Origin of the sequence: Stutzerimonas stutzeri (genome assembly GCF_038561965.1) — a bacterium.
Lineage (GTDB): Bacteria > Pseudomonadota > Gammaproteobacteria > Pseudomonadales > Pseudomonadaceae > Stutzerimonas > Stutzerimonas stutzeri_AA.
In genome coordinates, this window is sequence record NZ_CP139348.1 from 829,290 (window position 1) to 842,143 (window position 12,854).

The window sequence follows — 12,854 nt, forward strand, 5'->3', positions numbered from 1 at the left end:
GAATGATTAGATGGCGATGCTGGGGATGCGCTCGGCGGCTGGCCGGCCGATTTCCTCGTCGGTGAGGTAGCAGCCGGGGTCTTCGGCCCACAGATCGCCCTCTGCCCAGGCGCGGGTACGGGTGTTGCCATTGCAGATCTCCAGCCAACGGCAATCGGCACAGCGACCAGTGACCGCACGCGGGTGCTGGCGTAGCTCCTGCAGCAGCGGGGCGGGCTCGTTCAGCCAGATGTCGCTGAAGTGCTGCCGGCGCACGTTGCCGACGGTGTGCTGCCACCAGTAAGTGTCGGGGTGCACGTCACCGATGTTGTCGATGTTGGCGATACCGCTGCCCGAGGAGTTGCCGCCCCAGGCGCGAAGCATGCTTTCCAGGCGGTCACGGTGCTCCGGCAGGCGCTCTTCGGCCCACTGCAGCAGGAGAACCGCGTCGGCGTCGTTGTTGCCGCTTACGAAGTCGGTCTCGCGGCCGTGCTGCACATCGTCCCAGGCCTGGTCGAACAGCTGATGCATGGCGTCGCGGGTCATCTGGTGGTGGGCGTCGGCCTTGCGGCTGCGTTTGCCGCGGCCGCTGTAGTTGAGGTGCGAGAGGTAGAACTTCTGCACGTCATGTTCGCGCATCAGCGCCAGCAGGGCCGGCAGCTGCGGGTAGTTATTCTGGGTCAGGGTGGTGCGCAGGCCGACGCGGATGTCGCGCTGGCGGCACAGGTCGATGGCGTGCATGGAGGCGGCGAAACTGCCCTTGAGCTGGCGCCAGTCGTCGTGCACCGCTTCCAGGCCATCGATGCTGATGCCGACGTAGTCGAACTGCGCCGCGGCGATACGCTCGATGTTGCTCTCGTCGATCAGCGTGCCGTTGGTCGACAGGGCGACGAAGAAGCCCTTGTCGCGGGCGTAATCGGCAAGCTGGAAGATGTCGGCTCGCAGCAGCGGCTCACCGCCGGAGAGGATCAACACGCGAACGCCTGCTTCGTGCAGCTCATCGATGACCTTCAACGCCTCGTCGGTGTCCAGCTCGTCGCGAAATTCGCTGTCGGCGGAGGTGGCGTAGCAGTGTTTGCAGGTCAGGTTGCAGCGCCGTAGCAGGTTCCAGATCACCACGGGTGGGCGCTTGCCGCTGGCGCTGCGGGCGCCGAGTACCGCTGTGGCCGGTTGGGCCAGGGCGCGCAGGTAATGGCTTATTCTCAACATGGGGCGACTCCGCTTCTGCAGCGTATCTCACCGGGCGCGCCGTGTCGGGCGCCCGTTCCTTGGGCAGCAGGATCACTGAGCGGGATAGGGCTGGCCTTGATCGGAAACAATAAAAGGCGCGGGGCATGGCTGACCGCCTCGTCAGCTTCTTTGCCGGGGTACCGTTGGTCAGAGCAGGGTTAGCAGCACGCCGAGCACCAGCACCAGCGGCCAGGCGAGCAGTAGCAGGCGCCACGCCCGCGGGGCATGACGCAACTCCATGAAACCATCGGTGATCAGCCAGGCCTTGCCGAACGCCGTGAGCAGAACCGCTGCGGTCAATGCCAACGTGGCGCCGGCATTGCCCAGCAGGACAGTGGAAACCGATAGCAGGGCCAGGCCGAGCCAGCAGGCCACCAGAACCTTCGAAGCAGACATGACTTACCTCAGCACGTAGACCAGCGGGAACAGCAGCACCCAGACCATATCCACCATGTGCCAATAGAGCACCCCGGACTCCAGCCCGCTGTGGTTGTCGGGGCCGTAGGCGCCGCGCCGACAGTGCACAGCCAGCCAGGCGAGGATCACCATGCCCAGCAGCACATGCAGGAAATGAAAGCCCGTCAGAATCCAGTACAGGGTGAAGAAGGTGTTGTGTTCCATGCCCAGGCCGAGCCCGGCCAGATGGCTGTACTCGTTGAGCTTGAGCGCCACATAGACGCAGGACGATCCCAGCGCGGCAAGCAATAGCAGCGCGGCGCGTCCGGATCGGGCCTGGCGCACCTGCTCCACCGCCAGCGCAGCGAACAGGCCCGAGGTCAGCAGGCTCAGGGTCAGTGCCAGACCGATGGAACTGTCCAGTGACGCGCGGCTTTCATTGAATTGCTCGGGGTAGAGCATCTGTGCAACCGCGAACGCCAGGATCAGGATGGCAAAGACGGTCAGCTCGGCAAGGATAAAGAACCACATCGCCAGATCGCCCGGCAGGCGCCGGACGTGACTGGCTATGGTTTCAGCCGAAGTGGACATCGACCACGTCCATCAGCGCGGCGACCGTCTGCGGGTCATCCGACAGCGGTTCGGCGAGACACGCCAGGCAGGCCTGGCGCGGGGTCATGCCGGAGCGGATCATCCGCGCAGTGAAGATCAGCAGGCGGGTCGAGGCGACTTCTTCCAGGTCGTGCTGCTCCAGCCGGCGCAGCGCCTGGCCGAGCTTGACTACCTGTGCGGCAAGCGCGGCATCCACCTGCGCCTCGTTGACCACGATGCGCTCTTCCTCGATGGCTGGCGGATAATCGAAGCGCATCGCCACGAAGCGCTGGCGGGTGCTGGGCTTCATGCCCTTGAGCAGGTTCTGGTAGCCGGGGTTGTACGACACCACCAGCATGAAGCCCGGCGGCGCCTTGAGCGCTTCGGCGGTGCGCTCGATGAACAGCTCGCGGCGATCGTCGGCCAGCGGGTGCAGCACCACCGCGGTGTCCTGCCGTGCTTCCACCACTTCGTCCAGATAGCAGATGCCACCTTCGCGCACGGCGCGAGTCAGCGGGCCGTCCTGCCACCAGGTGCCCTGGGCGCCGATCAGATGGCGGCCGACCAGGTCGGCAGCGGACAGGTCATCGTGACAGGCCACGGTGTACAGCGGCAGGTTCAGACGATGCGCCATATGCTGCACGAAACGGGTCTTGCCGCAGCCGGTCGGGCCCTTGATCAGCACGGGCATGCCGTGCTGCCAGGCCTGTTCGAACAACTGCTCCTCGTTGCCGAGCGGTTGATAGAAGGGCGCGTCAGGCGTGCCGGCGGCAGTCGGGATTTCAATCGCATTCACAGGCAAGTACCTCACGGCAGCAGTTGGTTATTTCCATCGCCAAGCTACCGACCCCTCCGAACCCTCTCAAGCCATCCGCCGGCAAAGCTTGATTGCGATCAAGTCCCGGCTCGGATGGCGTGCGAACCAAGCCCGGCGCCAGGCGAATCGACCTTTGCAGCCCGCGACAAGGCGTCACGCTAAGGGGGGGTGGGGGCCTCTCTTGATTGCCGTCAAGCGCCTTCGCAGCGGCGCTCTCATAGCATCCAAGTCGCAAAAAGAAGAAGTCCCCGGGAACTGCCACACCGCCGTAACTAGCAGGAGTCGCCAGGTGCGCTCCCATAGGAGAGAAGGATGAGCAATGTCGGTAAACCTATTCTGGCTGGCCTGATCGCCGGCCTTTCGTTGCTTGGTCTGGCCGTTGCCCAGGCCGCAGCCCCAGAAATGACCGCCGAAGAGAAGGAAGCGGCCAAGCAGATCTATTTCGAACGCTGTGCCGGTTGCCACGGCGTTCTGCGTAAAGGAGCCACGGGCAAGAACCTCGAACCGCACTGGAGCAAGACCGACGCGGATGGCAAGAAGAGCGAGGGCGGCACCCTCAATCTGGGCACCAAACGCCTGGAAAACATCATTGCCTATGGCACCGAAGGCGGGATGGTCAATTATGACGACATCCTGACCAAGGAAGAAATCAACTTGATGGCGCGTTACATCCAGAACACTCCGGATGTGCCGCCAGAGTTCTCCCTGCAGGACATGAAGGACAGCTGGAAGCTCATCGTTCCGGTTGACCAGCGTCCGAAGAAGCAGCTGAACAAGATCAATCTGCAGAACGTCTTTGCCATCACCCTGCGCGATGCGGGCAAGCTGGCCCTGGTCGACGGCGATACCCACACCATCTGGAAGGTGCTGGACACCGGCTACGCGGTGCACATCTCGCGCCTGTCGGCTTCCGGCCGCTACGTCTACACCGTCGGCCGTGATGGCCTGACCACCATCATCGACATGTGGTACGAAGATCCGACCACCGTCGCTACCGTGCGCCTGGGTTCCGATGCCCGTTCGGTGGACACCTCCAAGTTCAAGGGCTACGAGGACAAGTACCTGATCGGTGGCACCTACTGGCCGCCGCAGTATTCGATCATGGACGGCGAGACCCTGGAGCCGATCAAGGTCGTTTCGACCCGCGGTCAGACCGTCGACGGCGAATACCATCCCGAGCCGCGCGTGGCGTCCATCGTCGCCTCGCACATCAAGCCGGAGTGGGTGGTCAACGTGAAGGAAACCGGACAGATCATCCTGGTTGACTACACCGACCTGAAGAACCTCAAGACCACCACCATCGAGTCGGCCAAGTTCCTGCACGACGGCGGCTGGGACTACTCCAAGCGCTACTTCATGGTCGCTGCCAACGCCTCCAACAAGGTCGCTGCGGTCGACACCAAGACCGGCAAGCTGGCCGCGCTGGTCGACACCGCGAAAATCCCGCACCCGGGTCGCGGCGCCAACTTCATCCACCCGCAGTTCGGTCCGGTCTGGACCACCGGTCACCTGGGTGATGACGTGGTCTCGCTGATCTCTACTGCCTCCGATGATCCGAAGTACGCCAAGTACAAGGAACACAACTGGAAGGTGGTGCAGGAGCTGAAGATGCCGGGCGCCGGCAACCTGTTCGTCAAGACCCATCCGAAGTCGAAGAACCTCTGGGCCGACGCGCCGATGAACCCCGAGCGGGAAGTCGCCGAGTCCGTCTACGTCTACGACCTGGGCGACCTGACCAAGGAGCCCAAGCGTCTCGACGTCGCCAAGGACTCCGGTCTGCCGGAAAGCAAGGCGATCCGTCGCGCCACCCACCCCGAGTACAACCTGGCCGGTGACGAAGTCTGGATCTCCCTGTGGGGTGGCAAGACCGACCAGTCCGCCATCGTGATCTACGACGACAAGACGCTGAAGCTGAAGAAAGTGATCACCGACCCGGCAATCGTCACGCCGACCGGCAAGTTCAACGTCTTCAACACCATGCACGACGTGTACTAATCCGCCCGAGGATTGCCTGTTAACACCCACCGTGCCTGGCGCGGTGGGTCTGGCAAGGGAACAGATTCCATGACAGATCAAGACGGCAACAAGCAAAAAAAGGGCGGCATCCTTGCGCTATTACGCCGGCCGAGCGCGCGTTATTCGCTCGGCGGCATTCTGATAGTGGGCATCGTAGCCGGCGTCGTGTTCTGGGGCGGTTTCAATACCGCGCTGGAAGCCACCAACACCGAGAACTTCTGCATCTCCTGCCACGAGATGGGGAACAACGTTTACCCCGAGTACAAGGAAACCATTCACTACGCCAACCGCACCGGTGTTCGCGCGACCTGCCCTGACTGCCATGTGCCGCGCGACTGGACGCACAAGATGGTGCGCAAGGTCGAGGCCTCCAAGGAGCTGTGGGGCAAGATTGTCGGCACCATCGACACCGCGGAGAAATTCGAAGCCAAGCGGCTGACTCTGGCGCGTCGCGAGTGGGCGCGGATGAGGGCATCCGATTCCCGCGAATGCCGTAACTGCCACAGCCTGGAAAGCATGAGTTCCGACATGCAAAAGCAGCGTGCCCGCAAGCAGCACGAGATGGCGCGTGAAGACAACCTGACCTGCATCGCTTGCCACAAGGGGATTGCGCACCACCTGCCCGAAGGCATGACCGAAGAAGACGAAGACTGACCCCAGGTTCTGGCGGGCCAGCCAACCATCGATGATGAGGAACCGATTATGAAAAAGACCCTGATGGCCAGTGCGGTGGCGGCGGTGATCGCCTTCGGTGCACAAAACGCTATGGCTGCCGCGCCTGCCGACTGGAATGCGGTGACAGCGACCGATGTCACGCTGTTCTACCCGGGTGTATCACCGGTGGAATGGATCACCAAGGGCACCGAGCACGGCGGTGCACGGGCGCTGAAAAAAGGCGAAACCTGTGTCGGCTGCCACTCCGAAGAAGCCACCGACATGGGCGTCAAGATGGCCGGCGGCAAGAAGCTCGAGCCCAGTCCTATCGCTGGCAAGGCTCCCTTCATCAACGCCAAGGTTCAGGCCGCCAACGATGGCGAGAACCTCTATCTGCGTTTCACCTGGAAACAACCGACAGCCTCCGGCGCCGCGCCGATGGACGCTGCCAATCCGGTGAAAATCGCCTACATGCTCGAAGGCGGTTCCAAGGTGGAACTGGCCGAGGCGGGCGGTTGCTGGGGTAGCTGCCACGGCGATGCGCGCACCATGCCGGGCGCTGCCGACACCAAGACCAAATACGTCAAGGACGGTTCGCTGGCCAATGGCGTCTACTACGACCTGAACCAGTGGCGCAGCGGCGAGAACAAGGCCTTCGATGGCTACGTTGCCACTGAGCGGGTAATGGAAGGTGGCCAGGCGCTGGTCGACGCCCAAGGGCAGCTCGATGGGGATACCTGGTCGGTAGTGTTCACACGCAAATTCGCAGGTGGCGAAGGCGACGTGACACTGGCGTCGGGCAACCTCTACAACTTCGGCTTTGCGATCCATGACGACAGTGCCACCGGGCGCTTCCACCACGTGTCGCTCGGCTACACGCTGGGCATCGACGCCCAGGGTGACATCACTGCCGCCAAGCAGTAAGCAGGAGCACCAAGCAACGGGCCGGCGCATGCCGGCCTTGTGCTTTTCACGGGCACCAGACCGGCGGCGATACGCATCGTCACCTGCTGACGGGGTGATTTGATTGCAATCAAGGAAGCGGTCTGGAGGCTCGTTCATTCTGAACCTGCCCGCACTGGTTGCGACGCAGCCGTTTGAGGTCCGGAACCCACAAACAATGACCAAGGACAAAAGGTTGCCTAGCACAAGCGGTAAATTTACCGTGCACTTGCTCAGTGCGTTTTGCTGAGCACCCTTTGGGTGAGCGGTAACGTTCACTCTTTTAGCCTTGAGGAATAGTTCTAATGAAGAAAATCCTTATCCCGATGCTCGCCCTGGGTGGCGCGCTGACCCTGCAGCCGGCGTTGGCTCAGGACGGTGAAGCGCTGTTCAAGAGCAAGCCCTGCGCGGCCTGCCACAGTGTCGACACCAAGATGGTTGGCCCGGCTCTGAAAGAAGTCGCTGCCAAGAACGCGGGCGTCGAAGGCGCCGCCGATACCCTGGCCCAGCACATCAAGAATGGCAGCCAAGGCGTTTGGGGTCCGATCCCGATGCCGCCAAACCCAGTCACCGAAGAAGAAGCCAAGACCCTCGCCGAGTGGGTTCTTAGCCTCAAGTAAGTCGCACCGGAGGACGCCATGACAGTTGCCCGACACGCCGTTTCACGTCTGGGGCTGGCCCTGGCGTCCGTTCTCCTGATACCGCTTGCTGTGGCCGCAGCGCCCGCTGCCGAGCGCCAGGCAAAGCTCGATCACCTGCTTCTTCAGGACTGTGGCTCCTGCCATGGCCTGCGCATGACCGGCGGCCTTGGCCCCGCGCTGACCCGCGAGGCGCTTGCCGGCAAACCCCGTGACAGTCTTGTCGCCACCGTTACCCACGGCCGCCCCGGCACTGCCATGCCCGGCTGGAATGCACTGCTCGACGAGCAGGACATCGCCTATCTGGTCGACCGGCTCCTCGAAGGATATCCCAAGCCATGATTCGTCCTTTCCTGCTGCTGGCTGCGGCCGGCCTGCTTGCAGCCTGTGCACAGCAACCGCTACGCGGCACCGGTGACCTGGGCGTGGTGGTGGAGCGTGCCACCGGTAGCCTGCAGATCATCGAGAGCACTAACCAGAGCCAACTCGCCCGTATCGAAGGCCTGGGCGATCTGTCCCATGCCTCGGTAGTGTTCTCCCGTGATCAGCGCTATGCCTACGTGTTCGGCCGCGATGGCGGGCTGACCAAGGTCGACCTGCTGCGTCAGCGCATCGACCGCCGGGTGATCCAGGGCGGCAACAGCATCGGTGGCGCCATCAGCCAGGACGGCACCCTGATCGCGGTCGGCAACTACGAGCCGGGCGGGGTCAAGGTCTTCGATGCCACGAGCCTGGAATTGGTCGCCGACATTCCGGCCACGCCACTGGCCGATGGCAGCCGCAATGCCCGCGTCGTCGGCGTGATCGACGTGCCGGGACGGGGCTTCATCTACAGCCTGTTCGACACCGACGAAACCTGGTTGCTGGATTTCAGCCAGGGCAACCAGCCAAAGATCACCCGCTTCGAGGGTATCGGTCGGCAACCTTACGATGCGCTGCTGACGCCGGAGGGCCGCTATTACATCGCCGGCCTGTTCGGCGAGGACGGCATGGCCAAGATCGATCTCTGGCATCCCGAGCGCGGTGTCGAGCGCATTCTCGATGGCTATGGCCGCGGCGAGCAGAAGCTGCCGGTCTACAAAATGCCGCATCTGGAAGGCTGGACCGTGGCCGGTAACCAGACCTTCGTGCCTGCGGTCGGCCAGCACCGCGTACTGGTAATGGATTCGCAGAATTGGCAACAGACCGCCGCTATCGACGTCGCCGGCCAGCCGATATTCGTCATGGCACGGCCGGATGCGCGGCAGATCTGGGTCAACTTCGCCCACCCCGACAACCACCGGGTGCAGGTCATCGACAGCGAGACCCACGAGATCATCGCCGACCTGGAACCCGGCCCGGCCGTGCTGCACATGGAGTTCACCGCCCGCGGCGACCAGCTCTGGCTGTCCGTGCGTGACGGCGAAGAGATCCAGGTCTGGGACCCCTACACCCTGAAGCTGCTCAAGCGACTACCGGCGCACAGCCCGAGTGGCATCTTCTTCAGCAGCCGCGCCCACGAGACGGGGTTGTGACATGCAAATCGACGCCCTCAGTCGCCGACTGATCGACCGCTACCAGCACGGCATGCCGCTGTGCGCCGAACCCTACCGCGCCATGGCCGAGGAGCTTGGCTGCAGCGAAGGCGAGGTGCTGACATGCCTGGAACACTTGCAGGAAGGCGGCGGCCTGTCGCGCATCGGCCCGGTGTTTGAGCACAGCCGCGCCGGCGCCAGTACGCTGGTTGCGCTGGCCGTGCCCGAAGCGCGGCTGGAACAGGTCGCGGCGCGGATCAACGCCTTTCCCGAGGTCAATCACAATTACTTGCGCGAGCATCGCTACAACCTCTGGTTCGTGCTGACCGGGCCGGATCGGCCGCACATCGACCGGCTGCTGGCCGAGATCGAGGCCGATACCGGCCTCACGCCGCTCGACCTGCCGATGCTGCACGCGTTTCGCATCGACCTTGGCTTTCCGCTGGGAGATCCATCATGACCGGTTGCCTCGATGACCTGCAGGCGATGCAGTTGCGCCGCCTGCTCGAAGGCGGTTTGCCGCTGGCTGCACGCCCCTATCAGCGGCTCGCCGAGCAGATCGGCAGCATCGAGGAGCGGGTCCTCGAACAGATCCAGTGCTGGCAGGAAGAAGGTTTGTTCCGTCGCGTCGGGCTGGTGCTCAAGCACCGCGCGCTGGGTTTTCGCGCCAACGCCATGCTGGTGATGGACATTCCTGATGCGCAGGTCGATGAGGTCGGGCGGCGGCTCGGCCAGGCCGCCGGGGTCAATCTCTGCTATCAGCGCCCGCGGCGTTTGCCGCAGTGGCCATACAACCTGTTTTGCATGGTCCACGGGCGGGAGCGCGAGCAGGTCTGCCTGCTGATTGAGCGCCTGCTGGCTGATAACGGCCTCAGCGAGGTGCCGCACCAGCTGCTGTTCAGCACACGGGCCTTCAAGCAGTGCGGTGGTCGCTTCGCGCCGCCATTGCCGGGGGTTGCCCATGGATGATTTCGACCGCCAGCTGATCAATCGTCTGCAGCACGGCCTGCCACTGGTACGTCACCCGTGGGAGGCGCTGGCCAACGAATTGGGCAGTACCTCCGAGGCGTTGCGCGAGCGGGTTCAGGCCTTGCTCGACGATGGCACGCTGACCCGATTCGGCCCGATGTTCGACATCGACCGCCTTGGCGGTTCCTTCACCCTGGCGGCGTTATCGGTGCCGGAAGAGCGCTTCGACGAGGTTGCTGCGCAGCTCGGAGCGATGCCGGAGGTCGCTCACAACTATCGCCGCGAGCACCGTTGGAACATGTGGTTCGTGCTCGGTTGCGAAACGCCACAGGGCATCGCCGAGAGCATTGCGCGCATCGAGGTCGAGACTGGCCTGGCGGTGCTGAATCTGCCGAAAGAGGAAACCTTTCATGTCGGTTTGCACTTCCCCGTCTGATGATCACCTGACTCGCCGCCTGATCGAACTGACCGAGGCCGGGCTGCCGCTGGTGGCCGATCCCTGGGCCTGGCTCGCCGATGAGCTGGGGGTCGATGTCGACGAGACGCTGGCACTGCTGCAGCGTCTGCAGGCCGATGGTGCGATCCGGCGGATTGCGGTAATACCCAATCACTACCGCCTCGGCTATCGGCACAACGGCATGACCGTGTGGGACGTCGACGATGCCGATATCGCGCGTCTGGGTGCCCTGATCGGGGCGCAGCCCTTCGTCAGTCACTGCTATCGGCGGCCGCGCCAGGAAGGCTGGCCATACAACCTGTTCGCCATGGTGCACGGGCGTGATGCCAGTGACATCGAGGCCTATCGCAATCAGATTCGAGCCTTGCTGGGCAATGCCTGCCGAGCGAACGAGATGCTGGTGTCCAGCCGCATTCTGAAGAAGACCGGCCTGCGTCTGGCAGGGCAGCGCCGCGCCTGATCAGGCGGCACTGACGCGGTGTTGCGGGGGCGCCAGACGCAACAGCGTCTAGCCCTAATTTCGCCTTTGCAGCGTCGGAAATCGTCCCGGTTCGGCCGTCCGAAACACTGCAGCCCTTGCGGCACAAGGCTTTGCGCCTATCCCACGCTCAACTCAGAAAGCCCTACTGCCACGTTCGGGTTTTTCTTGATTGCCATCAAGCACGTTTCGATAGCCTCCTTCTTAAACTGGCCACGCCAAGCCATGAGGAGGCGACCATGTCCGAGACCTTCACCAAGGGTATGGCCAGGAATATCTACTTCGGAGGAAGCGTCTTCTTCTTCCTAGTGTTCCTCGGTCTTACTTACCACACAGAGCAGACTTTCCCCGAACGAACGAACGCATCGGAGTTGACCGAAGCGGTAGTACGCGGCAAGGCAGTCTGGGAAAACAACAACTGCATCGGCTGCCACAGCCTGCTCGGTGAAGGCGCCTACTTCGCGCCGGAGCTTGGCAACGTGTTCGTCCGTCGCGGCGGAGAGGAAACCTTCAAACCCTTCCTGCATGCCTGGATGAAAGCTCAGCCACTCGGAGCCCCCGGTCGCCGTGCAATGCCGCAGTTCAATCTCAGCGAGCAGCAAGTTGACGATATGGCGGAGTTCCTTAAGTGGACTTCGAAGATCGATACCAACAACTGGCCGCCAAACAAGGAGGGTTGAGTGATGGACGTCTTTGTTTCCGAATCCCTAGGAGGGGCCACGAGATGAGCAGTATCAATCCGCATCTCAAATTCCAGTCGCAGGCCGTTGCCAAACCCTACTTCGTGTTTGCGCTGATCCTGTTCGTCGGTCAGATCCTGTTCGGTCTGATCATGGGGCTGCAGTACGTCGTCGGTGACTTCCTGTTCCCGCTGCTGCCTTTCAACGTGGCACGGATGGTTCACACCAATCTGCTGATCGTCTGGCTGCTGTTTGGCTTCATGGGCGCGGCCTACTACCTCATCCCCGAGGAATCGGACCGCGAACTGCACAGTCCAAAGCTGGCCATCATCCTGTTCTGGGTGTTTGCCGCCGCCGGTGTGCTGACCATTCTCGGTTATCTGTTCGTGCCCTACGCAGGGCTTGCAGAGATGACTCACAACGAATTGCTGCCGACCATGGGACGCGAGTTCCTCGAGCAGCCGACGATTACCAAGATCGGGATCGTGGTGGTTGCCCTGGGCTTCCTCTACAACATCGGCATGACCATGCTCAAGGGTCGCAAGACCGTGGTCAGCACGGTGATGATGACCGGTCTGATCGGCCTCGCGGTGTTCTTCCTGTTCTCCTTCTACAACCCCGAGAACCTGGCACGCGACAAGTACTACTGGTGGTTCGTCGTGCACCTGTGGGTGGAAGGCGTGTGGGAACTGATCATGGGTTCGATGCTGGCCTTCGTCCTGATCAAGATCACCGGCGTGGACCGCGAAGTGGTCGAGAAGTGGCTCTACGTGATCATCGCCATGGCATTGATCACCGGCATCATCGGTACGGGTCACCACTTCTTCTGGATCGGCGCTCCGACGGTGTGGCTGTGGGTAGGATCGATCTTCTCCGCTCTTGAGCCGCTGCCATTCTTCGCCATGGTGCTGTTCGCCCTGAACATGGTTAACCGTCGCCGCCGCGAGCATCCGAACAAGGCCGCTTCGCTGTGGGCCATCGGCACTACCGTGACTGCCTTCCTCGGTGCCGGCGTGTGGGGCTTCCTGCACACCCTGGCTCCGGTGAACTACTACACCCACGGTTCGCAGCTGACTGCCGCACACGGCCACCTGGCCTTCTACGGTGCCTACGCAATGATCGTGATGACCATGATCAGCTACGCCATGCCGCGTCTGCGTGGCCTGGGTGAAGCACCGGATGCACGCGCTCAGCGCATCGAAGTCTGGGGCTTCTGGCTGATGACCATCTCCATGGTCGCCATCACTCTGTTCCTCACCGCTGCTGGCGTGGTGCAGGTGTGGTTGCAGCGAATTCCTGCCGACGGCGCTGCCATGTCGTTCATGAATACCGCTGACCAGTTGGCCATCTTCTTCTGGCTGCGCCTGGTGGCAGGGGTGTTCTTCCTGATCGGCCTGATCTGCTACCTGTACAGCTTCCGCCAACGTGGTCGCGTACCGGTTGTTGCACCAGTAGCAGCTGCTGCGGCCTGAGACGGATTGCAATGATGATCG

The 12,854-nt window shown here is 62.6% G+C and carries 16 protein-coding genes; 12 read left to right on the forward strand and 4 right to left on the reverse strand.

Annotation, left to right across the window (positions count from 1 at the left end):
- Window positions 1-6: 6 nt before the first annotated feature.
- The 4 genes from nirJ to SM130_RS03705 all read right to left on the reverse strand — a co-directional run bounded on the left by nirJ (window position 7) and on the right by SM130_RS03705 (window position 2,992).
- Window positions 7-1,188 carry a heme d1 biosynthesis radical SAM protein NirJ gene (gene nirJ, locus SM130_RS03690; RefSeq protein ID WP_102824466.1) on the reverse strand — a complete coding sequence of 394 codons (1,182 nt, stop codon included), beginning with the start codon at window positions 1,186-1,188 and terminating at the stop codon, window positions 7-9.
- A gap of 168 nt (window positions 1,189-1,356) precedes the next feature.
- Entirely contained in the window at window positions 1,357-1,605 is a 249-nt protein-coding gene (locus SM130_RS03695) for a cytochrome C oxidase subunit IV family protein (protein WP_102824467.1), read from the reverse strand.
- Window positions 1,606-1,608: 3 nt separating this feature from the next.
- Entirely contained in the window at window positions 1,609-2,196 is a 588-nt protein-coding gene (locus tag SM130_RS03700; RefSeq protein ID WP_102824468.1) for a cytochrome c oxidase subunit 3, read from the reverse strand.
- Window positions 2,180-2,992 carry a CbbQ/NirQ/NorQ/GpvN family protein gene (locus SM130_RS03705; protein ID WP_102824469.1) on the reverse strand — a complete coding sequence of 271 codons (813 nt, stop codon included), beginning with the start codon at window positions 2,990-2,992 and terminating at the stop codon, window positions 2,180-2,182. The genes SM130_RS03700 and SM130_RS03705 overlap by 17 nt, the downstream gene beginning before the upstream one ends.
- 333 nt (window positions 2,993-3,325) lie before the next feature.
- Here SM130_RS03705 and SM130_RS03710 point away from each other — a divergent pair, with 333 nt between their 5' ends.
- From SM130_RS03710 to SM130_RS03765, 12 genes are all read left to right on the forward strand, one after another.
- Window positions 3,326-5,008, forward strand: coding sequence for a nitrite reductase (locus SM130_RS03710; RefSeq protein WP_102824470.1), 1,683 nt, complete (start codon window positions 3,326-3,328; stop codon window positions 5,006-5,008).
- A gap of 69 nt (window positions 5,009-5,077) precedes the next feature.
- Window positions 5,078-5,683 carry a cytochrome c3 family protein gene (locus SM130_RS03715; protein ID WP_102824471.1) on the forward strand — a complete coding sequence of 202 codons (606 nt, stop codon included), beginning with the start codon at window positions 5,078-5,080 and terminating at the stop codon, window positions 5,681-5,683.
- Between the two features lie 48 nt (window positions 5,684-5,731).
- A complete protein-coding gene (locus tag SM130_RS03720) occupies window positions 5,732-6,607 on the forward strand; it encodes an ethylbenzene dehydrogenase-related protein (RefSeq protein ID WP_102824472.1) in 876 nt (291 codons plus the stop codon).
- Window positions 6,608-6,930: 323 nt separating this feature from the next.
- Window positions 6,931-7,245, forward strand: coding sequence for a c-type cytochrome (locus tag SM130_RS03725; protein ID WP_015275758.1), 315 nt, complete (start codon window positions 6,931-6,933; stop codon window positions 7,243-7,245).
- 18 nt (window positions 7,246-7,263) lie between these two features.
- Complete coding sequence (locus SM130_RS03730) at window positions 7,264-7,605, forward strand: c-type cytochrome (RefSeq protein WP_102824473.1); 342 nt, start codon at window positions 7,264-7,266, stop codon at window positions 7,603-7,605.
- Window positions 7,602-8,777: a cytochrome D1 domain-containing protein gene (locus SM130_RS03735; RefSeq protein WP_102824474.1), complete on the forward strand. Its 1,176-nt coding sequence runs from the start codon at window positions 7,602-7,604 to the stop codon at window positions 8,775-8,777. Before SM130_RS03730 ends, SM130_RS03735 begins: the two co-directional genes overlap by 4 nt.
- Window position 8,778: 1 nt before the next feature.
- Window positions 8,779-9,237, forward strand: a complete 459-nt coding sequence (locus SM130_RS03740; RefSeq protein ID WP_102824475.1) for an Lrp/AsnC family transcriptional regulator — start codon at window positions 8,779-8,781, stop codon at window positions 9,235-9,237.
- Window positions 9,234-9,746 carry an Lrp/AsnC family transcriptional regulator gene (locus SM130_RS03745; RefSeq protein ID WP_102824476.1) on the forward strand — a complete coding sequence of 171 codons (513 nt, stop codon included), beginning with the start codon at window positions 9,234-9,236 and terminating at the stop codon, window positions 9,744-9,746. The genes SM130_RS03740 and SM130_RS03745 overlap by 4 nt, the downstream gene beginning before the upstream one ends.
- On the forward strand, window positions 9,739-10,182 hold the full coding sequence (locus SM130_RS03750; protein WP_102824477.1) for an Lrp/AsnC family transcriptional regulator: 444 nt from the start codon (window positions 9,739-9,741) through the stop codon (window positions 10,180-10,182). The genes SM130_RS03745 and SM130_RS03750 overlap by 8 nt, the downstream gene beginning before the upstream one ends.
- Window positions 10,157-10,663 carry an Lrp/AsnC family transcriptional regulator gene (locus tag SM130_RS03755; RefSeq protein WP_102824478.1) on the forward strand — a complete coding sequence of 169 codons (507 nt, stop codon included), beginning with the start codon at window positions 10,157-10,159 and terminating at the stop codon, window positions 10,661-10,663. Before SM130_RS03750 ends, SM130_RS03755 begins: the two co-directional genes overlap by 26 nt.
- Before the next feature lie 257 nt (window positions 10,664-10,920).
- Window positions 10,921-11,361: a c-type cytochrome gene (locus SM130_RS03760; RefSeq protein ID WP_102824479.1), complete on the forward strand. Its 441-nt coding sequence runs from the start codon at window positions 10,921-10,923 to the stop codon at window positions 11,359-11,361.
- Between the two features lie 44 nt (window positions 11,362-11,405).
- Window positions 11,406-12,833 (forward strand): cbb3-type cytochrome c oxidase subunit I, encoded by a 1,428-nt coding sequence (locus SM130_RS03765; protein ID WP_102824480.1) that lies wholly within the window; start codon window positions 11,406-11,408, stop codon window positions 12,831-12,833.
- Window positions 12,834-12,854: the final 21 nt, after the last annotated feature.